Consider the following 21324-nt stretch of genomic DNA (forward strand, 5'->3'; position numbering starts at 1 on the left):
TTACACGCCCACCATCGATACTGCCTTGGTGTTGAGGTAGGCTTCCAGCGCCTCCGGGCCACCTTCCGAACCATAGCCCGAATCCTTCACGCCGCCAAACGGCAGCTCTGCGCTTGGCGTCGCAGGTTGGTTCAGCCACAGCATGCCGACTTCTACATTGTGCATCAGCTGGTGCGCGTTCTTGATCGAACGGGTGAAGGCATAACCAGCCAAACCAAACGGCAGGCGGTTGGACTCGGCAATCGCCTCATCCAGCGTATCGAAACCGCGAATCGCCGCCACCGGACCAAACGGCTCGTCATTGAACACGCTGGCGTTCAGCGGCACATCGGCCAGGATGGTCGGTGCGAAGAAGTTACCCTCGCTGCCCACACGCACGCCGCCAGTCGCCACATTGGCTCCCTTGGCGCGTGCATCTTCCACAAACTGCGCCATGGCCGCCACGCGGCGCGGATTGGCCAGCGGACCCAGCGTCGTGCCTTCCACCAGGCCGTTACCTAGTTGCAGACGCTCGGCATGCGCCACCATCGCGCGGGTGAATTCATCTTTGATGCTGTTGTGCACCAGGAAGCGGGTCGGCGAGATGCAGACCTGGCCGGCGTTACGGAACTTGGCGCCGCCGGCGGCTTCCACTGCCAGCGCCACGTCGGCGTCTTCCGCCACGATCACCGGTGCATGGCCGCCCAGCTCCATCGTCACGCGCTTCATGTGCGCGCCAGCCAGTGCGGCCAGCTGCTTGCCGACCGGGGTCGAACCGGTGAAGGTCACTTTGCGGATCACCGGATGTGGAATCAGGTAGTTGGAAATTTCGGCTGGGTCACCAAACACCAGGCCGACCACGCCGGCCGGCACGCCGGCGTCCACGAAGCACTGGAACAGCGCTGCTGGCGAGGCCGGGGTTTCTTCTGGCGCCTTGCACAGGAAGGAGCAGCCGGTGGTCAACGCAGCTGCTAGCTTGCGCACGATCTGGTTGATCGGGAAGTTCCACGGCGTGAACGCTGCCACCGGGCCGACCGGCTCTTTCAGTACCAGTTGCTGCGCATTCGGATTACGCGATGGCACGATACGGCCATACACACGCATGCCTTCAGCAGCAAACCAGTCGATGATGTCGGCACCGGCCAGCGCTTCCATGCGGGCCTGAGCCAACGGCTTGCCTTGTTCCTGGGTCAGCAGGCGGCCGATCTCGTCGGCGCGCTCGCGCAGCAGGGCGGCGGCGCGGCGCAGCGTGGCAGTGCGCTCAAATGCCGATACCTTGCGCCAGACGTCGAAACCTTTTTGGGCCGCAGCCAGTGCGCGGTCCAGGTCGGCGATGCTGGCGTGCGCCACGGTGCCGATTTCCTTGCCGGTGGCCGGATTCACGACCGGAATGGTCTTGCCGCCGGTGCCGTCGGTCCATTCGTTGCCGATCAGGAGGCGGACATTAGGGTAGGTGATGTTAGTCATGCAAAATCTCCGGTGATATAGGAAAGGGCGCCAGTACCGACGCCCGAACACCCTCTACTTTGCCAGAAAAACGCCAACCCTGTGTGGCAAGGCTCAGTTTTGCGGCGCGCCGCCCAGGCGTTTGACGGAGCCGGAGCCCATGATGCTCTTGCTGATTTGAGGATCGCCGTAGTAGTTGATGTCGCCCGAACCGGCCACGCTCAGGTTCAGCGATTTCTTGGCCCAGACGGTGGCTTGGCCGGAGCCGCCGATGCTGACCACGGCGTCACGCGCCTGCAGCTGGCCGACTTGCACCCGGCCCGAGCCGCCGATCGACACTTGCAGGCGTTCGGTGCTGCCGGCCGCCTTCAGGCTGCCGCTGCCACCCAAGGCAATCGCCACCGACTCGCTCTCCATCTGGCCGACGCTGATCGAGCCGGAGCCGCCGACGTCAATGGTCAGGTTTTCGCCGCGCAGCTTGTCGGCGGTGACGTTGCCGGAGCCACCGATGGACAGCTTGTCCAGCGTGCGCGCCTGCACCACGATTTTCATGGTGCGGGTATCCAGCTTGATATTGTTCTTGAGCGGGCGAATGCGCAGCGTGCCGTTTTCCACCACGGTTTCGATGGCCGACTGAATGTTGTCGTCGGTTTCCACCGTCACGCTTTCGGTGCTGCCGAGGCGGATATCCACGTCGCCGCTAACGCCCACTGACAGCGCGCTGAAATGCCCGACCTCGCGGGTCTGCTTGACGATCTTGCCGCTGCCTTGCACATGTTCGGCGCCGCTCATCCAGCTCAGCGGGCCTGCGTGGGCGGCCAGCATGCCGGCGGACAGGAACAGGGTTACTACGAGGCGGCGTACGGTCATGATGGTTCTCCTGAATGAATGGTGTTGATGCTTGCATCCTACGGACTGCACCCGCCGCCCGACAGCGCGCTGCGACGGATTGCAGCCAGAGCGGCGTGGAATGCATTGCGCCGGGAATGGGCGGCGCATGAGGTATCATTCGTCTATGCTTACTATTACCATTAAACAGGGCAAGGAAAAACGCCTGCTGGCCGGCGACATCCTGATTTACGCCACCGCCATCGAGCGCGTCGACGGACGCCCGCAAGAAAAAAACAAACCTGGCGCCACCGCCGTTATCCAAACGTCATCGCGCCAGTTTTTGGCGCGCGCTGCCTGGAATCCGAATTCCGACATTCGCGCCCGCGTCTGGAGCTACAAGGAAGACGAGCCGGTCGACCACGCCATGATGAAGCGCCGCGTGCGCGCCGCCATCGCCAAGCGTGCCGCCGCTGTGCGCGCTGCTGCGCCGACCGACCTGGTGCCGGTCATCCGTGGCGATGAAGACGGCTTGCCGGGCCTGCTGGTCGACAGCTGGGGCGGCACCGCCGGCTATCTGATCTGCCAGTTCCAGTCGGCCGGCGTCGACGCCTGGAAAGTGCCGATCGTGCAAGCCTTGCTGGCCGATACCGGCTGCCCGAATGTGTTCGAACGCTGCGACGAATTGATCCGTAAATCGGAAGGCTTGCCGGTGTTCTACCGTGCGCTGGCGGGCGAGGAACCGCCTGATCACGTGCTGGTTACCGAAAAAGGCACACGCTGCAGTATGGATTTGCGCACCGGCTTTAAATACCCCAAACTGCGCAGCTGAAAAGTTTCGACTTTGCAAGTTTTTCTCTTATAATCGTCCGGGACCTACCGGAGATCAGAACAGAGATGGAACACTACCAGTCGTCGCAAATCCGCACCCTGAGCTACATTGAGAACGAAGACCACCCGGTCTTCGGCACTCTCGTCGAGCAGATCCTGCACCTGCTGAACTCCAAGCTGATTTTCAGCGATATCCTGATCCACCAAAACAGTCCATTGATGTTGCGCCAGCCGAAAGGGCTGGTCGCCGTCACCGACTCGCCGATCACGCGCGAGGAATTGCAGGAATTCTTCGAGGTGGTCGAGCCCAACTGGGCCGAGCGCATCCAGGACCGCGCATTTGACCGCGCCGTTGATTTGCACACCGCCCGCATCCGCGCCAACTGTTTCAGCTTCCAGGGCCGCAAGCGCCTCGGTTGCGTAATCCGCCGCTTCCCGAAAGAGCCGATGCAGCTGGCCAAGCTGGGCCTGGCCGAGCACGAACAGAATTTTGCCAAGCTGACTTCCGGCCTGGTGTTGATTATTGGCGACACTTGCCAGGGCAAGTCGACCACCATCGCCTCCATGCTGGACGACATCAACAAGCACCGCTCCGGTCACATCATCACGATTGAAGATCCGGTTGAAACCCTGATTCCACAGCGCCAGTGTGTGATTACCCAGCGCGAAGTGGGCTTTGACGGCGACGTCGAGAGCTTCTACCTCGGCGCGCTGGATGCGCTGCGCGAGCGTCCGGACGTGATCTGCATCGGCGAAATCCGCGATGCGCAAACGGCGCAGGAAGCGCTGGCGCTGGCAGAAGCCGGCCCGCTGGTGCTGGCCTCGCTGCACGCGCGTTCGACCGAGCTGGGTCTGCAAAAGATGCTGCGCCTGCTGGGCAATACCGAGCCGCAAGCGCAAGCGTTGGCGCACGCCTTGCGCGGCGTGCTGTGCCAGGCGCTGCTGCCGGCCGTGAAGGGCGAGCGCTACTATCTCGCCACCGAATGCCTGACCAACAATCCGGAAGTTACCGAGATGATTGCGGAAGGCCAGATTTCCAACCTGCGCATCTGGATGGAAGACAAGCCGGGCGAGGGCTGCCACACCATGAACACCTCGCTGCACGCACTGCTGGCCGAGGGAAAAATCTCGGTGCAGGATGCGCGCAACGCCACTACCGACCGGATCGGCTTCGTCGAGCCGTAATCAATCCAGCGGCACGGCGCGGTAGCGGTTCACATCCGCACTGTTGACCGGCGGCGCATTATTCCCCCACGCACTGCGCAGGTAGGAGACTACTTGCGCCACTTCCGTATCGTTCAGCAGGTGGCCGAAAGGCGGCATGCTGTATGGACGCGGATTGCCGGCCGTGCCCGGCGCAAAGCCGCCATTCAGCACGATGCGGATGGGGTTGACGGCGCTCTCCATCGTCAATGCGCGGTTGCCTGCCAGCGGAGGATAGGCTGGCGGCAGGCCGTTGCCGCTGGCGCCGTGGCAGTCCACGCAATGCCGCTCATACAGTTTGGCGCCGGCTGCGAGATAGGCCACTGCTTCGGCGCTGCTGTCGCGTTCGAAGGCGGGCGAGAGGCCGCCGGGCGGTAGTGCTTTCAAATAGATCGTGATGGCGTTGATGTCAGGCTCATTCAAATATTGCAGGCTTTCCTTGACCACTTCGGTCATCGGTCCAAAGGCGGTGGCGCGTGGCGAGGTGCCGGTCTTCAGCAGTGCGGCAAGGTGCTCTTGCTGCCAGTCGCCGCGCACGTTGAGCGAAGGCGCGTACCAGCCGAGTGCTGGGATCAGGCCGCCGGACAAGCTTTCGCCATCCTGCGCGCCGAGCGGATTGCGGGCGCTGTGGCAGGCGCTGCAATGGCCGAGGCCTTGCACGAGGTAGGCACCGCGATTCCACTCCACTGATTGCGCTTGGTCTGGCTGGAAGGCTTCCGGCTTGAAGAACAGCACGCGCCATGCGGCCAGCGAGACTTGCAGGTTATAGGGGAAGCGCAGCTGGTGCGGCTGGTTGGGCTGACTGGAGGCTTGCACGGTCTGGAAATAAGCGTACAGGGCGTCGGCATCGTCGCGCGTGATGCGGGTGTAGTTGGTGTAAGGGAAGGCAGGATAAAGCAGGCGGCCGTTCCTGGCTTTGCCGTGGTGGAGGGCATTCCAGAAATCGTCTGCAGACCAGCTGCCGATGCCGGCGGTGCGGTCGGACGTGATGTTGGGCGAGATCACGCTGCCGAATGGTGTTTGCAGCGCGCGGCCGCCGGCGTAGGCTACGCCGCCGCGTGCGGTGTGGCAGGCCATGCAGTCTCCTGCCTTGGCGAGATAGGCGCCACGGGCGATGCGTTCAGCGGGCGCCAGCGCGGCGGTGATGGCGGATGGTGGGCTGCTGTCGTGCGCACAGAATTGCTGCGCCAGCAGGCCAGCGGCGACCAGCAGGGCCGCCAACAGAATGGCGGAAACGGTATAAACGATTTTCCTCATTTCGCGCTCCCTTGCGACGGCGGCATGCTGCCGCAGCTCATTGGCAGCGGGGCGGGCAGGTTGGCGGCAGGGCGGGCGGCGGCGTCTGGTGGTTGCTGACTAAGCCAGGCGGAGACGGAAGCGACGTCGGCTTCGCTCAGGCGGGCGGCGATGTCGGCCATGCAGTCGGGCGCGGCGGCGCGGCGGGTCTGGTTTTTCCAGTTGCCGAACTGGGCGTTGATGTAGTCGCTGGGCAGCCCGAGCAGGCCGGGAATCGCCGGCTCGACACCAGCCAGCGCCGCGCCGTGGCAGGCCACGCAGGCCGGCACTTTTTTCGCTGCATCGCCTTGCCGCACCAGCGCTTCACCGCGCGCCAGTTGGGCCGCGCTGGCGTTGGTTCCGCTGCCGGCGGCAGCCGGCGGGTAGGGCGGATGCTGGGCGGCGAAGTAATCGGCAATCTCGCGCAGATAGGCATCCGGCAGCGGTGTCACCATATAGGTCATCATCGGATAATGACGGCGGCCGTCGCGGAAATTGCGCAGCTGGTTGTACAGGTAACCGGCTGGCTTGCCGGCGATGCGGGGGAAGTAAGCGTCGCCACGCTCTTTCACGCTATGGCAGGCCAGGCAGGCGGCAACGCGCTGTTCCAGCGTGTCCGGTGCTGTGGTGCTGAGTGCGGCGGCAAGACTGAATGCGGCAAAGATCGGCATACCCCTCCTGAGTTCAGGCGGCGCATGGCGGCCGCATGACTAGGATATACCGGTTTTGGGCGGTTTCGGCAGTTTGAACGGTTTGATCGTCGGCAGTTGATTGCCAAGGCCAATCCAGTGGCGGTACACGCGCAATGCTACTTGCGCATCGTCAGCCGCGTACAAGATCTGCTTTTCGTTCAGGCGCGGCAGCGCCCAGTTGGTGGTGGAAATCTTCTTCGATTTTTGCAGCTTGAGGCCGAAGAACTTGGCCACCGCCGTTTTCGCACCGAGGTCGTTGCGCTGGCCCGGCGCGCGCAGTACCACCGACATATCGACCACACCAGCGGTGCGGATGTCGAGTTTGGCATATAAGCGCTTGACGTCATCCGACAGGCCGAAGCCGATCTTCAGCGGCAGCGGACGCTCCAGAATCGCCAGCAGCACGGCGCGGATATGCGGCTCGGTACTGTCGCCAATCTGGAACAGCCAGGCTTTGTGCTCGTTAGCGAATTGAATCAGGTGCGGACCGGTGGAGGTTTCACCGCGCGTAAAAGTCGGCTTGGATTCGGTATCGAAGCCGATGGCGTCGCAAGCCAGCAAAGCGTCGCGCGCAGCGGCGGCCTGGTCCGGCGTGACCACCATCTGCACATCGGCAATGCGGATACCGAGGTAGGGCGGCAGATTATCGTCCGCCGCCACCTCTGCCACGATAGGGCTATCCAACTCAGCCCTTTTTGGAGAACTTGGCTGCCAGCTGGTTCAGCTTGTCGACGCGGACGCGCGCGGCTTCCTCGGCGGCTTTGGCTTCGCGCTCGGCTTTCTTGCGGTCGGCTTCTTTCTTGAAGCGTTCCTGCAACACCTGGGTCGCGTGGGCGCGGTGGGTGTCGGTCACTTCGGCGCCCGCCGTGCCGTCCAGGTCGTAGCGGACCTTGGCTTTTTCCATGACCTTCAGGTAGCGCAGCGAGCCGGTATGGATACCGAGCGCGGTGCGCATGGTCTTGCGGTCCAGTTCGGGCATCACGGCCAGCAGCTGTTTATCGATACCGATAGACAACGGCAGGAAATCGCGGAATGCCGGGAATTGGGTTTGCAGTTGTTTCAGCAGGCTGCGCGGGGATTGCGCGGCCGGCGCCGGGGCGGAAGCAGCCGTGGCTGGTTCGTCGACCGGTGGCTGTGGGGTAAGACTAGTGTTCATCGACTTCATAGGTTAAGCAACAACCGTCAGCATATCATGGGGACCAGAGGATTGCAGTGCATTTTAGGCCACTGTGTCCAATTGCTCATGCTTAGGAAGGACTTAGGCGCGCGTAAAGACGTGCGTCTGCGGCCTAAATTGTGTATAATGCTCGACGCACTAACGCAACACCGTGCGATCTTCCCTGAAAAGAGAAACAAGCCCGTGGCTGGAAGCGGGCTTTTTTTATTCCGCAGATAATCGTCAGCTAAATTACAACATTTCCACCCAAGCGCACCTTCGCGGTCGGCGCGGGGCTAGCTTTTTTGTAATTTTTGACGAGTACGCTTGAGAGATTTTAATGACCAAACCGAAAACTTTAACGTTGTCCGTCAAGAAGCCCACCCGTGCGAGCGCTGCGCCGCTGGTGGTGCCGAAGACGACTCTATCTTATGTGATCGATAACGAAGAGGCAGCGAGCAAAGTTACGGTAGTTAAAAAGAAAACCCGCCTGAGCGCCGCAGCGGATGCCGCCGCGCCAGTCGAGGCCATGGCCGCCGATGTGGCCGACGTGGCCGAGGACTCGGTCAAGGTCGTGAAAGTGGCGCGCAAGAGCATTGCCGCCGACGCCGAAATCCCGGCCGTGATCGTCAAGGCCGCGCCGAAATCCAAGCTGGTTAAAGCTAAAGTAGAGCCAGCGCCGGTGATCATCACCGCCGGCACCGCTGCGCCAGCAGTCAACCAGGTGACCGACGCCGCCACGCTGGCGTCGATCGACACTTCCGGCTATCAGCTGCCAGGCATCAAAGTGCCAGGCCGCCGTGGCCGCAAGCCGTCCGAATTCACCCCGGAAAACGACGAAATCGCTGCGCTGAATGCGGTCGAGCGTGCCGAACTGAAAGCGGTCTCCAAAGCCCGCGAACGCAAAGCCAAGGGCGGTCCTGACCTGCTGGGCCTGGATCCGAAAGCGTCGGCAGAAGAACTGGAAAAACGCCGCACCCAGATCAAGAACCTGATCAACAAGGGCCGCGAGCGTGGCTTCCTGACCTACGCTGAAATCAACGACCAGCTGCCGGAAAACATCATCGATCCGGAGGCGATCGAAGGCATCATCGCCACTTTCAACGACATGGGCATCGCCATCTACGAGCGCGCGCCGGATGCGGAAGCGCTGCTGCTGAGCGATAACGTGGCGACCGTGACCTCGGACGACGAAGTGGAAGCAGCTGCTGCCACCGCGCTGTCGACCGTGGATTCGGACTTCGGCCGTACCACCGACCCAGTGCGTATGTATATGCGTGAAATGGGCGCCGTGGCGCTGCTGACCCGCGAAGGCGAAATCGAAATCGCCAAGCGTATCGAAGAAGGCCTGAAGGACATGATCCAGGCGATTTCGGCTTGCCCAACCACCATCGCGGAAATCATCGCGCTGGCCGGCAAGATCGAATCCGACGAAATGAAAGTCGACGACGTAGTCGACGGCTTTGTCGACCCGAACGAAAGCGCTCCGGCGCCAGCCCCAGCCCACTCGGCTTCGGACGACGAGGATGACGAAGAAGACGACGAAGAAGAAGACGGCGACGTCGGTGGCGGCGCAGCCGGCTACTCGACCGAGCAACTGGCGCAGCTGAAAATCGCCGCGCTGGACAAGTTCAACTTCATCGCGGCCCAGTTCGAGAAAATGCGCAAGGCCACTGGTGGCTACGGCTCGAAAGCCTACGTGACGGCACAAGAAGCGATCTCGGCAGAACTGCTGGGCATCCGCTTCACCGCTAAGGTTGTTGAAAAACTGTGCGACACCCTGCGTGGCCAGATGGAAGAAGTGCGTCACATCGAGCGCGCTGTGCTGGAGCTGTGCGTGAACCGTTGCGGCATGCCGCGCGCCCACTTCATCAAAGTCTTCCCAGGCAACGAGACGGATCTCGACTGGGTAGATGGCGAAGTTGATGCCGGCTACCCGTACAGCACCGTGCTGGGTCGTAACGTGCCAGCCGTGAAAGAGCTGCAGCGCAAGATGATCGACCTGCAAGCGCGCGTGGCGCTGCCGCTGGCCGACCTGCGCAAGATTAACAAGCAGATGGCTGCCGGCGAGAAGCGTGCGCGTCAAGCCAAGCGCGAAATGACCGTGGCCAACTTGCGTCTGGTGATCTCGATCGCCAAGAAGTACATCAACCGCGGCCTGCAGTTCCTGGACCTGATCCAGGAAGGTAATATCGGTTTGCTGAAGGCGGTGGACAAGTTCGAATACCGTCGCGGCTACAAGTTCTCCACCTACGCGACCTGGTGGATCCGTCAGGCCATCACCCGTTCGATCGCCGACATGGCCCGTACCATCCGCGTGCCGGTGCACATGATCGAGACCATCAACAAGATGAACCGCATCTCGCGCCAGATCATGCAGGAGACCGGCAGCGAGCCGGACCTGGCTACCTTGGCAGTGAAGATGGAAATGCCGGAAAACAAAGTCCGCGAAATCATGAAGATCGCCAAAGAGCCGATCTCGATGGAAACGCCGATGGGCGAGGACGGCGATTCGCAGCTGGGCGACTTCATCGAAGACAACACCACGCTGGCGCCGCTGGACGCCGCGCTGCACGCCTCGATGCGCAACGTCATCAAGGAAGTGCTGGATTCGCTGACCCCGCGCGAAGCCAAAGTGCTGCGCATGCGCTACGGTGTTGAAATGTCGAACGACCACACGCTAGAAGAAGTGGGCAAGCAGTTCGACGTGACCCGCGAACGTATCCGCCAGATCGAAGCCAAGGCGATGAGCAAGCTGCGCCAACCATCGCGCTCGGACAAACTGAAAACGTTCCTGACGCAGAACTAAACCAAAGCCCTGTGCGTAGCCACAGGGCTTTTTTTTCGCCTCAATTGATGTATATTATGAAATATTATCTTTTGAGGAAGTGGTGACGCATGGCGGAATCGCAGGCAATCAAGCCGCGCTACAGGAATGTCTGGCTGGGATTGCTGGCCGGGCTGGCGGCGCTGACCGTCGCCTCGGAGCTGCGTGACATTCTGGCCGCCGCCCAGCAAGTGCCGGGCGCGGTGCGGATCAAGGATGATGCAGGCTCGGCAGCGTGGTTGTGGTTGCTGGCGCTGGATTTCGCCGGCGGCATTGCGGCTGGCATCGCTGCTGCGCATTGGTCGCAGCGCTTGTCGTGGCGGGCGGTATGGGTGCTGCTGGGTATGGTGGTGCTGTACATGCTGGATGTCACGCTGCCGTTGACCGGCTCGCTGTTCTGGATCGTCGTGTGGGAATTGGTGCGGCCGCTGGGCGTGCTGCTTGGGGCCGGCTTTTACCGCGCCAGGGAGCGTACACGCCCGGACCAGCCGCAACGGCCGGTGCTTGTCGATCACGCCAACGTACCGCACACACCGTACAGCGAAGCGGTGGTGGTCGTGGCCCTGTGTTTTGGCCCGCTGATCCTGAGTTCCACGCTGGCCGTCTTCTCGTCCGGCAGCGGCGCAGCCGCATTTACCGATAACCGCTTGCTGGCACTCGTGTTGTTCGAGCTGATGATGGCCGCAGCCGCACTAGGCGTACTGCACGCGCGGCAATATCCGCTGGCCACATTGCTGCCGCGCCCGTCATGGGGTGGCGTGGGCGTTGCGGCCGTGCTGTACATGCTGGCCGCAGTCAGCAGTTCCGCGATTGCCATGCTGGCGCCGCAGCACCTGCTGCAGCCGGTGCAGGATCTGGTGGAAGGCCATCGTTCGCTGGGCGCGTTGCTGGCGTTGTCGCTGGTGAACGGCGCGTATGAAGAAATCTTCTTGCTGGCCTTCCTGCAGCGTGGACTGCGCCGGCTGGGCGCGTCAAATGCGATCGGTATCACGCTGCTGGTGCGGGTGCTGTACCACACCTACCAGGGGCCGGTGGGTTTTACATCGGTGGCGGCATTCGGGCTGGTGGTGGGCGCATACTACTGGCGCAGTGGCCGGCTATTCCCTGTTATTGTCACCCATATCGCGGCGGACATTGCCGCACTGGTTTGATACAGGAGGACAAGATGAGTGCAGCGGATCTTCATGGAAGCTGTTTGTGCGGCGGCGTGCGCTATCGCGCGGCCTTGCCGGTGGCGCATGCCAGCCACTGCTATTGCACCATGTTCCAGAAGCAGCACGGCGCGGCGGCCGGTTCATATGCCAATGTCCCCAGCTCCGGCCTGGTGATCGAGCAGGGCGCGGAGTTGCTGACTGAGTACGCATCCTCCGGCCATGGCCGCCGCAGCTTTTGCCGCGTGTGTGGCTCGACGCTGTTCTGGCGCAGCACTGAATCGCCGGACCGCATTGCCATTACCCTCGGTACGCTGGAGCCTGAATACACCGGTCCAGTGGAGCGCGAGTGGTTTGTCGAGCATAAACCAGCCTGGCTGCCGCGCGCATGAAGAGCTATGGCGCCGCCCTGGCGCTGATGTTGGCGGTACCAGCGCATGCAGCGGATTGCGGCGGCTTCCCGCAGCTGGAGGTGGCGACGCCGCCGGGCTTTTGTGCCGCCGTCGTCGCGGATGGTTTCAAATTCCCGCGCGGCATACAGCCACTACCCAACGGCGACATCGTGATTGTCGATATGCGCAACTGGGAGCCTGGCCGGGGCAGCATCTGGCTGCTTAAACCCTCGGGAGGCAAGTATGACCGGCTTCGTTTACTGGGCGGACTGGATCGCCCCAACGGCATTACGCTGGGCCCCGATGGCTTGCTGTATGTCGGGCTTGTGCATCGGATCATCCGTTTTGACCCGCGCAAGCCCGAGGTGGTCGAAGACGTGATCGGCGGACAGTCCGGCGTGGCGCCTTTGCCGGGGCTCGGCCGCCACCTGCTGACGACCATGCGCTTTAATGCGCAAGGTGATTTGTACGTGAATGTGGGATCAGCCAGCGATCACTGCGAAGACGAGAAGGGAAATGCGCCACTGCCGTCCCAGCGCTGCGCCGAGGCAGAAGGCCCCCAGGCGCTGGGCGTGATCCGCAAATATAAAATGCGCTGGCCGCAGGGGATGGTGGCCAGCTGGGAGAACTATGCCAGCGGCTTGCGCAACTCGATGGCGCTGGCGCTGCACCCGGTCAGCGGCGCGCTATGGCAAGCGGACAACGGCCGCGATGCGATCCAGGCGGCCATGCCCAAGCTGGCAAACGATAACGAGCTGCCGCATGACGAACTCAATCTCGTGCGGCGCGGCGCCAATTATGGCTGGCCCTACTGCTACGACGATAACCGTGCCAGTCCTGAGTATCCGTCTGCGGTGTGTTTGAAATATGAGGCGCCATTGCGCCTGCTGCCGGCGCATGCGGCGCCGCTAGGCATGACCTTTTACACGGCAGCGCGCTATCCGGCGCTCTACAAAAATAGCCTCATCATTGGTTTTCATGGCTATCGCGACCATGGACACCGCCTGGTGGCGCTACTGCCGGACAACAAAGGCCAGCCGCTGGGCAAGATGGTCGAGTTAATCGGTGATTGGAGCCACAAGGATAAGCAAGGCATGGGCGCCCCAGTCGACATCAAGCAAGGACCGGACGGCAATGTCTATCTGGTGGAAGACCGTACCGGCCGTGTGGTGCGCTTGCAGTACACGGCGCAGGCGCCACGCTAAACTCCAGCCGGTGCGGGCAGCAGGCTGATTTCCATCAAGCTGCCGTGGCAGGACAGCGTGCCGTCCATTGCTGCCAGCCGCTCGCCCATGGCGGTCAGGATCAGCGCCTCGTCGGGCGTAGGCGCGCCTGCGGGGCGGTCGCTGTGGAGGATGATGGCGAGTTGTTCGTGTCGCAGGTCCAGCTCTGCTTGCAGTTCGCGGGCGCCGGCGCCCAGGTAGCGCAGGCCGGCTTGCATGACGTGGAACAGGGCGCTGGTTTGCTGCGGGCTCAGCGTGGCGCTGTCATGCGAAATCAGCAGGCGGTATTGCAGTCCCTGGCGGCGCGCCATCTGCTGCATCTGCCATTCGATGGCGGCCGACAGCCCTAGCTCCAGCGTGGCCGGATGCAGTTCGTTGATGATGTCGCGCACCGCGCTGATGCTGGCGTTGAGCGTGTCCAGTGCCTGTGCCGCCCGTTCGTGCAGCAGCGGTTGCTGATCGCTGGTGCGCGCATGCAGCATGGCGATGTCCAGCTTGAGGGCCATCAGGTTTTGCGCCAGATTATCCTGCGTATCCAGCGCCAGTCGCCGGTGCTGGCTTTCCACCGCATTGCGCTGCTGGGCAGCGACCAGCCGGGTGTGCTCCAGCGCTTGCTCCAGCGCGGCTTCTTTTTGCTTGCGCTCGGTGATATCGATGGCGCTGCAAATCAGCAGGTGCGGCGTGCCGTCGCCGTGGTAGGTCGGGCGCTTGTAGGTCAGCAGCCAGCCCATGCCCTGGCGTCCCTTGTTCCACAGGTAGGCTTCATCGATGCAGGTCTGGCCGCTGGCGAAGGCATGCAGGTCATGCTGGCGCAGCAGCTTGATTTGCTCCGGCGGCATGTGGGTGCTGCCGTTGGTGCCGACCGCCTCGCTGGAACTGACACCCCACAGCACTTCGCACGCCTGGTTCATCATGACGACTTGCGACTGGCTATTTTTGATGAACAGCGGATGCGGCATCAGCGCGATGATGTTGCGTAGCTCGGCTTCGCCGCTCAGCAGCGATTCACCGGTTTCGGCTTGCAACCAGCCCATGACCTGGCTGATTTCGGAATAGGCGGGAAAGGCAAATGCGTTGGTCATGATGTTCCGGGCAAATTGGCTCGGAACGATTGTAGTGTATTTTTGTTATTTGTTGTGTTTTTCTAAAGAAAAATCCCCGGCGTCCGTGAGGAGGCCAGGGATTTGGCTAAGCCTACGAGAACTTAGCCGGTGTTGCGCAGGCCAGCCGCCACGCCATTGATCGACAGGTGGATGCCGCGATGCACGCGCTCGTCTGCCTTGCTTTCGCTCGACAGCGCGCGATGGCGCTTGATCAGCTCAACCTGCAAGTGGTTCAGCGGATCGAGGTAGGCGAAGCGGTTCTGGATCGAACGCGCCAGCAGCGGATTGCCTGCCAGGCGCTCGGTCGCACCGGTGATGCTTTGCAGGATCTCCAACGTGTCTGCGTGCTCGTCGGTGATGCGCTTGAAGATGCGCTCGCGCAGCTCCTTGTCCTGCACCAGCTCGGCATAGCGCGAAGCGATTGCCAGATCGGTCTTGGCCAGCACCATGTCCATGTTCGACAGCAGGGTGGCAAACAGCGGCCAGTGCTGGAACATCGACTGCAATTGCGCCAGGCGTTCGGCCTTGTCGCCGTCGGCAATCCAGCCGCCGATGGCGCTGGCGAAACCATACCAGCCCGGCAGCAGCAGGCGGCACTGGCCCCACGAGAAGCCCCATGGAATCGCGCGCAAATCTTCAATGCGCTTGGTCGATTTGCGCGAGGCTGGGCGCGAACCGAGGTTCAGCTCGGCGATCTCGGCGATCGGCGTGGCGGCAAAGAAGTAGTCGGTGAAGCCCGGGGTTTCATAGACCAGGTTGCGGTAGGCCTTGTAGGCACGATCAGAAATCTCCGCCATCACGGCTTCGAAACCGCGCAGCTGTTGCTGGTGCGCGGCGTCTTCCGACAGCGGCATCAGGCTGGCTTCCAGCGTGGCGGCGACCAGCAGCTCCAGGTTGCGGCGGCCGATGTCTTTGTTGGAGAACTTGGACGCGATGATCTCGCCCTGTTCGGTCAGGCGGATCTGGCCGTTCACGGTGCCGTGCGGTTGCGCCAGAATCGCTTCGTACGACGGACCACCGCCACGGCCAACCGTGCCGCCACGGCCGTGGAACAGACGCAGCTTGACGCCGGCTTTTTCAAACACGGTGACCAGGTGGGTCTCGGCTTTGTACAGTTCCCAGTTGGAGGTCAGGAAACCGCCGTCCTTGTTGGAATCCGAGTAGCCCAGCATAACTTCCTGGATCTGGCCCTGTTTGGCGATCAGTTCCTTCACCAGCGGAATCGCCATCACGGCTTCCATGATGCCGGCTGCGCGCTGCAGGTCGGGGATGGTTTCGAACAGCGGGATCACCATCAGGTCCAGCTCTTTTTCAGCGATGCGCAGCAGGCCCAGCTCTTTCTGCAGCAGCAGTACTTCCAGCAAGTCGGACACGGTTTCGGTGTGCGAGATGATGTAGTTGCGGATCGCGCGCACGCCGTAGCGGGCACGGATCTCGCGCGCGGCACGCAGCACGCCCAGCTCGGACACCGTCTCGGCCGAGTAGCTGATGTATGGCGAATTCAGCAGGCGCGGCTGGCCCAGTTCGTTCAGCAGCAGCTTGACCTTGGCATCTTCATCCAGCGCAGCGTAATCGGCCAGCACGCCGGACTTGGCGAACAGCTCGCCCAGCACGCGCTCGTGGATGTCCGACGATTGGCGCATGTCCAGCGAGGCCAGGTGGAAGCCGAAGATGTCGGCAGCGCGTTTTAGCGTGGCCAGGCGCGGCTGCACCAGCACGCCGCCGTGGTTGGCGTTGAGCGAGTCGATCAGCACTTGCAGGTCGGCGGCGAAGACGGCGGCATCGGCGTACGGCTCGGCGTGGCCGACTTCCTTGCGCAGGATGTTGGTGGCGCCCAGTGCGCGCGCGGTCGAGGCCAGGCGGGCGTAGATACCGATCAGGGCGCGGCGATATGGTTCATCGGCGCGGTGGTCGGAGGTGTCCGGCGACTGGTCGGCCAGCGCTTGCAGTGCCGGCGAGCAGGCGATCATCAGGGTCGAGATCGACAGTTCGGCGCCCAGCGTGTGCGCTTCTTCCAGGTAGAAGTCGAGGATGGTGGTGGCCTGGCGGGTCAGCGCGTGCGACATGGTGTTGCCGTTCACGTTAGGATTGCCGTCGCGGTCGCCGCCGATCCAGCTGCCCATTTGCACGTAGGGCGCGTTGATCTCGGCGCTTTCGCCGTAGTGGTGGGCGATGTCCTGCTCGATGTCGTCGTACAAGCCCGGCAGTTCGCGCAGGAAGGTGATGCGGTAGTAGGACAGGGCGTTCTCAATCTCGTCGGCCACGGTCAGCTTGGAGTAGCGCAGCATGCGGGTCTGCCACAGCGTCGCGATGCGCGCGCGCAGCAGATGCAGGTTGGCGGCGCGTTCCTTCGGCGTCAGCGGCAGGTCGCGTTCGGCCAGCAGGCGCGCGATATCGTGCTCGGCATCGAGGATGGATTTACGCTGTACCTCGGTCGGGTGGGCGGTCAGCACCGGCGCAATCAGCGCGTCCTTGAAGAAGGTCGACACGGTTTCTTGCTTGACGCCGGCTTCTTTCAGCTTGCACAGCGCGAAGTTGACGCTGCCTTGCTGCGGATTGGAACCGGCCAGCAGGTGGGCGCGGCGGCGGCGGATGTGGTGCTGGTCTTCCGCAATGTTGGCCAGGTGCGAGAAGTAGGAAAATGCGCGCACCACGGAAATCGTCTGTTCCTTGGTGAGGATTTTCAGCATGCCATCCAGCTCTTTGGCGGCGCCGGCGTCGGCCTCGCGGCGGAAGCGCACGGCGGTTTGCCGGATGGTTTCGACCACGGCGTAGACTTCCTCGCCTTCCTGGTCGCGCAGTACGTCGCCCAGCAGGCGACCTAATAAGCGAATGTCTTCTTTCAGAGGCGCGTCCTTGTCAACGCCCGGTTGTTCAGCAGTGAGATGGGTTGCACTAGATTGGTTTGCCATGTGTTAAGCCGCAAAGAGATAAATGTCGGTGCATGGGCTTGTGGCCCGGTTCTGCGAGAAGGTGAGCGTGCTAAAATTTGTGATCTTAAACACGCGCGTGTTACTGGCTTGCGCCGGTTAGCGTCAGCTACAGCGAAAGAACTGGTTTTGAAAACATCCGAATTGGTACAAATTCCCCCGTCCAGATTGGTGATCGCATCACGTGAAAGCCGCCTTGCCATGTGGCAGGCCGAACATGTTCGCGAACGCTTGACAATATTATATCCGCAGTGCGATGTCAAAATTGTCGGAATGACGACCCGTGGTGACCAAATTTTGGATCGCACCTTGTCCAAGGTCGGCGGCAAGGGCTTGTTTGTTAAAGAACTTGAAGTTGCGATGGCTGAGGGCCGGGCTGACTTGGCCGTGCACTCGCTCAAGGATGTGCCGATGGAGCTGCCGGAGGGGTTTGCGCTAGCCGCTGTGCTGGAGCGCGAAGATCCGCGTGATGCCTTTGTCTCCAATGATTATGCGTCACTGGACGAGCTGCCGGACGGTGCTGTAGTCGGCACCAGCAGCCTGCGCCGCCAGGCTTTGATCGCGGCGCGTTATCCGCATCTGGTGATCAAACCGCTGCGTGGCAACCTGGATACCCGCCTGGGCAAACTGGATCGTGGCGATTATGCCGCCATCATCCTGGCCGCTGCCGGCCTCAAGCGACTGGGCCTGCCGCAGCGCATCCGCGCTTTGCTGGATCCGGCTAACAGCCTGCCAGCCGCAGGGCAGGGTGCGATGGCGATTGAGATCGCTGAGCGCAATGACGGCATCGACCTGATGGCCATTCTCGCGCCGCTGAACCACCAAGCCACCGCGCAAGCCGTCACGGCCGAGCGCAAGGTATCGAAAGTATTTGGCGGCAGCTGCCAGGTGCCACTGGCGGCCTTCGCCACGGTGGAGGGCGCCGATATGCACCTGCGTGCAATGGTCGCTACCCCGGACGGCAAACGCATCGCCAGCGCCGAGGTGCGTGGTGCAGCAGGTGACGCCGAAGCACTGGGCGCCCAAGTAGCCGAGCTGCTGCGCGCGCAGGATGCGGAAGATATCCTGTCGTCCTGCCTGAGCGAAGCCGCCCAAGCCGAAGCCGACGCCCGCTCGGCCACCTTGGCCGCGCCTGCTGCGGACGCCTGAACCGAGGATGACCGGCGCCGTCGTCATCACCCGTCCGCTGGCGCAAGCCGCGCCGCTGGCGGCCCGCGTGGCTGCGCTGGGCCGCACGGTGGAGGTATTGCCGCTGCTGGACATCACGCCGCTGCCCGACCAGTCGGCACTGCTGGCCGCGCTGGCGAAGCTAGACCAGTACGCGCTGGTCGCCTTCGTCTCACCCAACGCCATCGATGCCGCCTTCGCGCACATCACGCAATGGCCGGCCGGCGTGACCGCAGCCGTAGTCGGCGAGGGCAGCCGCGCTGCCTTGGCCGCGCACGGCGTGCCCAATATCGTCAGCCCGGGCGACGCTGCCCAAAGCGATTCCGAACACCTGCTGCAAACGCTGGACCTGCAAGCCCTGAGCGGCAAGCCAGTCCTCATCATCCGCGGCGACAGCGGCCGCGAGCTGATGGCCGACGGCCTGCGCGCCGCCGGCGCCCTGGTCGAGGTGGTGCCAGCCTACTGCCGCTCGGTACCTGAATTGACGCCCGAACTGGCCGCCACCCTGCGCCGTTTGCTGGCGCAGCAAAACGACTGGATCATCACCAGTTCCGAAGCGCTGCGCGGCCTCTGTGGCTTACTGGCGCAAATGGACTTGCAACACCCTGACGCGATGCAGCACAATAGCGTTGTAGTCATGCAACAACAGCATCTGATCGTGCCCCATGCCCGTATTGCCGAAACGGCAAATAATTTAGGATTTTCCAAGCTAACGCTCACCGGATCAGGCGACGAACGCCTGCTGGCCGCGTTACAATCATGCCTATGAACGATTTGCCTACCTTACCTGATCCAGCGGTTTCGTCCGCGAAGCCTGCCGACACTCCGCCCGTGCCTCAACCGCCGGCGACGCCCGAACCGAGTTTGCTCGAAACCCTGCAACAGCCGCAAATGCTGTTGGTGGGCGTGATCGTGCTGACCATCCTGCTGGCCGGCCAGACCTGGTCATCGCACGCGCGCGTCAACAAACTGCGCGAGGAAATGGCGCTGCGCCTGCAAAAGGGCGACGCCACCAACGCCGACACCGGTAACCTGGTGCGCAACGTGCAGGAGAGTACCAAGGAGCTGCAAGCCAAGGTCGCCCTGCTGGAAAGCAAACAGCAGGAAGCGCAGAGCCAGCAACTGGCGCTGGAGCAGCTGTACCAGGACCTGTCCAAAAACCGCGACGAGTGGGCGCTGACTGAAATCGAGCAAGTGCTGTCGACCGCCTCCCAGCAGCTGCAACTGGCCGGCAATGTGCCGGGCGCGCTGATCGCGCTGCAGAATGCCGACCGCAGCCTGTCGCGTTCGGACAAGCCGCAATTCATCACCATCCGCCGCGCCATCGCGCGTGATACTGACAAGCTGAAGGCACTGCCTAGCGTGGATTCGGTCGGCGTCGCCCTGCGCCTCGATAACGCCATCGCCCAAATCGACACGCTGCCGATGCTGTCCGACGAAAAACCAACCCTGCCGGCGCCGCCGGAAAAGAAAGCCAAGGCCAAGGTCGTCCACGGCAAGGATGGCAAGCCGGTCAAGCAGGAAGAAACCAGCCCTTGGTTGCAAGCGCTGCAAGATGGCTGGAACGGCTGGAGCAGCGAGATGTGGACCGATGTGCGCCAGCTGATCCGCGTGCGTAATGTGGACACGCCAGATGCGCTGATGCTGTCGCCGACGCAGGCTTACTTCCTGCGCGAGAACCTCAAGCTGCGCCTGCTGAATGCGCGTATGGCGCTGCTGTCGCGTAATGAAAGCGCCTTCCGTGCCGACCTGATCGCGGCGCAGGAAGCGCTGGTCAAGTACTTCGACACCCGCGCCCGTTCCACCCAGACCGTGCAGGCGCTGCTGCGCCAGGTACAAGGCAGCAATCTCGCCATCGAGATGCCGACCCTGTCCGACAGCCTGAACGCTGTGCGCAACTACAAAGCGAAGCCATAGTATGCGTTTATTTCTCTGGTTAGTCGCCATGATGGCCGCCGCCATCGGTATTGCCGTGACGGCGCGCTTCAATCCGGGCAATGTGGTGCTGTTTTATCCGCCGCACCGTATCGACCTGTCGCTGAACTTCTTCGTGGTGCTGGAAGTGGCGCTGTTCGCCTTCCTGTACATCCTGATCCGCGCCTTCCGCGCGACCATCAAGATGCCGGGCAAGGTAGCCGCCTACCGCCAGCACAAGCGCGAGCGTGATGGCAACAAGGGCCTGCGCGAAGCGCTGAAAGCCCTGTTCGAAGGCCGTTTCGGCCATGCTGAAAAAGCCGCGCTGCGCGCGTCGGAGCTGCCGGAAAACGCCGGTGTTGCCGCGCTGATCGGCGCCCGCGCCGCGCACCGCATGCGCCAGGCATCGCGCCGCGACCAGTGGCTGGCCAAGCTGGTGGGTGACAACGGTATGAAAACCGCGCGCCTGATGACCACCACTGAACTGCTGGTCGATGACCACCAGCCGGAGCTGGCACTGGAAGCCGTGCGCGAACTGAACACCAGCGGCACGCGCCACATCCACGCCTTGCAAATGTCGCTGAAAGCGCAGCAGCAAGCCAAGAACTGGCCGGAAGTATTGCGCCTGGTACGTTCGCTGGACAAGCATCGCGCGCTGCATCCGGCCTTGTCGTCGCGCCTGCGCGAGCTGGCTTACGATGATTTGCTGTCCGACGCCAGCCATGATGCCGAATCGCTGCTGCGCGTGTGGTCCACCGTGCCGAGTGCCGACCGCATCAAGCCCTACGTGGCTTGCCGTGCTGCGACTGCGCTGAATGCACGCGGCCTTCATGATGAAGCACGTCTGGTAGCGGAAGAATCGCTGGCCGCCGACTGGGACGATCGCGTCGTGCGCGCCTACCGCGAAGCTGCCGCGCCGGCCGGTTCGCAAGCGCTGCTGATGCAGATCGAACATTGCGAGAATTGGGCCAACGCCCGCCCAACCGACGCCGAACTGGCGCTGACCTTGGGTTCGCTGTGCCTGAAACAAAAACTGTGGGGCAAAGCCCAGCGCTACCTGGAGCAAGCCCTGTCGGACGCTTCGGACCCGCGCATGGTGCGCGAATCCCACCTCAAACTGGCGCAAATGCACGAAGCGCTGGGGCAGGAAGAACACGCTGCCAACCACTACCGCCAGTGCGCACTGGCGACAATCCTCTAATCAGCA

18 protein-coding genes are annotated in these 21324 nt (G+C 62.6%); 10 read left to right on the forward strand and 8 right to left on the reverse strand.

Going from position 1 to position 21324, the window contains the following annotated elements:
* On the reverse strand, positions 1–1446 hold the full coding sequence (locus GTP46_RS14290) for an NAD-dependent succinate-semialdehyde dehydrogenase (protein ID WP_161007309.1): 1446 nt from the start codon (positions 1444–1446) through the stop codon (positions 1–3).
* A 93-nt stretch (positions 1447–1539) separates the two neighbouring features.
* Positions 1540–2295, reverse strand: coding sequence for a head GIN domain-containing protein (locus tag GTP46_RS14295; RefSeq protein WP_229258942.1), 756 nt, complete (start codon positions 2293–2295; stop codon positions 1540–1542).
* 145 nt (positions 2296–2440) lie between these two features.
* Here GTP46_RS14295 and GTP46_RS14300 point away from each other — a divergent pair, with 145 nt between their 5' ends.
* Positions 2441–3085, forward strand: a complete 645-nt coding sequence (locus tag GTP46_RS14300; RefSeq protein ID WP_161007311.1) for a class I SAM-dependent rRNA methyltransferase — start codon at positions 2441–2443, stop codon at positions 3083–3085.
* A gap of 65 nt (positions 3086–3150) precedes the next feature.
* Positions 3151–4269, forward strand: coding sequence for a type IV pilus twitching motility protein PilT (locus tag GTP46_RS14305; RefSeq protein WP_161007312.1), 1119 nt, complete (start codon positions 3151–3153; stop codon positions 4267–4269).
* Here GTP46_RS14305 and GTP46_RS14310 read toward each other — a convergent pair whose 3' ends face one another.
* The 4 genes from GTP46_RS14310 to GTP46_RS14325 all read right to left on the reverse strand — a co-directional run bounded on the left by GTP46_RS14310 (position 4270) and on the right by GTP46_RS14325 (position 7419).
* Positions 4270–5544, reverse strand: a complete 1275-nt coding sequence (locus tag GTP46_RS14310) for a cytochrome c (RefSeq protein ID WP_161007313.1) — start codon at positions 5542–5544, stop codon at positions 4270–4272.
* Positions 5541–6233 (reverse strand): c-type cytochrome, encoded by a 693-nt coding sequence (locus GTP46_RS14315; RefSeq protein ID WP_161007314.1) that lies wholly within the window; start codon positions 6231–6233, stop codon positions 5541–5543. Before GTP46_RS14315 ends, GTP46_RS14310 begins: the two co-directional genes overlap by 4 nt.
* Positions 6234–6272: 39 nt before the next feature.
* Entirely contained in the window at positions 6273–6857 is a 585-nt protein-coding gene (locus GTP46_RS14320) for a 3'-5' exonuclease (protein ID WP_161007440.1), read from the reverse strand.
* Positions 6858–6939: 82 nt separating this feature from the next.
* Entirely contained in the window at positions 6940–7419 is a 480-nt protein-coding gene (locus GTP46_RS14325) for a ProQ/FINO family protein (RefSeq protein WP_161007315.1), read from the reverse strand.
* A 331-nt stretch (positions 7420–7750) separates the two neighbouring features.
* Between GTP46_RS14325 and rpoD the strand changes: the two genes are divergently transcribed.
* The 4 genes from rpoD (at position 7751) to GTP46_RS14345 (ending at position 12985) form a co-directional block, all read left to right on the forward strand.
* Positions 7751–10219, forward strand: a complete 2469-nt coding sequence (gene rpoD, locus GTP46_RS14330; protein WP_161007316.1) for an RNA polymerase sigma factor RpoD — start codon at positions 7751–7753, stop codon at positions 10217–10219.
* Positions 10220–10308: 89 nt separating this feature from the next.
* A complete protein-coding gene (locus GTP46_RS14335; protein WP_161007317.1) occupies positions 10309–11388 on the forward strand; it encodes a CPBP family intramembrane glutamic endopeptidase in 1080 nt (359 codons plus the stop codon).
* Positions 11389–11402: 14 nt separating this feature from the next.
* On the forward strand, positions 11403–11780 hold the full coding sequence (locus GTP46_RS14340) for a GFA family protein (RefSeq protein WP_161007318.1): 378 nt from the start codon (positions 11403–11405) through the stop codon (positions 11778–11780).
* Entirely contained in the window at positions 11777–12985 is a 1209-nt protein-coding gene (locus GTP46_RS14345; RefSeq protein WP_229258943.1) for a PQQ-dependent sugar dehydrogenase, read from the forward strand. The genes GTP46_RS14340 and GTP46_RS14345 overlap by 4 nt, the downstream gene beginning before the upstream one ends.
* On the opposite strand, the gene GTP46_RS14350 is transcribed toward GTP46_RS14345, so the two are convergent.
* Both GTP46_RS14350 and ppc read right to left on the reverse strand, forming a co-directional pair.
* Positions 12982–14085 (reverse strand): PAS domain-containing sensor histidine kinase, encoded by a 1104-nt coding sequence (locus tag GTP46_RS14350; protein ID WP_161007319.1) that lies wholly within the window; start codon positions 14083–14085, stop codon positions 12982–12984. The genes GTP46_RS14345 and GTP46_RS14350 overlap by 4 nt on opposite strands.
* Before the next feature lie 122 nt (positions 14086–14207).
* Positions 14208–17018, reverse strand: coding sequence for a phosphoenolpyruvate carboxylase (gene ppc, locus GTP46_RS14355; RefSeq protein WP_161007320.1), 2811 nt, complete (start codon positions 17016–17018; stop codon positions 14208–14210).
* Between the two features lie 162 nt (positions 17019–17180).
* On the opposite strand from ppc, the gene hemC reads away from it, so the two are divergent.
* The 4 genes from hemC to GTP46_RS14375 are packed head-to-tail and all read left to right on the forward strand — an operon-like array spanning position 17181 to position 21318.
* Positions 17181–18185 (forward strand): hydroxymethylbilane synthase, encoded by a 1005-nt coding sequence (hemC, locus tag GTP46_RS14360; protein WP_161007442.1) that lies wholly within the window; start codon positions 17181–17183, stop codon positions 18183–18185.
* A gap of 7 nt (positions 18186–18192) precedes the next feature.
* On the forward strand, positions 18193–18972 hold the full coding sequence (locus GTP46_RS14365) for a uroporphyrinogen-III synthase (RefSeq protein ID WP_161007321.1): 780 nt from the start codon (positions 18193–18195) through the stop codon (positions 18970–18972).
* Entirely contained in the window at positions 18969–20120 is a 1152-nt protein-coding gene (locus GTP46_RS14370; protein ID WP_161007322.1) for a uroporphyrinogen-III C-methyltransferase, read from the forward strand. The genes GTP46_RS14365 and GTP46_RS14370 overlap by 4 nt, the downstream gene beginning before the upstream one ends.
* Before the next feature lies 1 nt (position 20121).
* Positions 20122–21318: a heme biosynthesis protein HemY gene (locus GTP46_RS14375; RefSeq protein ID WP_161007323.1), complete on the forward strand. Its 1197-nt coding sequence runs from the start codon at positions 20122–20124 to the stop codon at positions 21316–21318.
* Positions 21319–21324: the final 6 nt, after the last annotated feature.

Origin of the sequence: Duganella flavida, from assembly GCF_009857445.1 — a bacterium.
Classification (GTDB): domain Bacteria; phylum Pseudomonadota; class Gammaproteobacteria; order Burkholderiales; family Burkholderiaceae_D; genus Rugamonas; species Rugamonas flavida.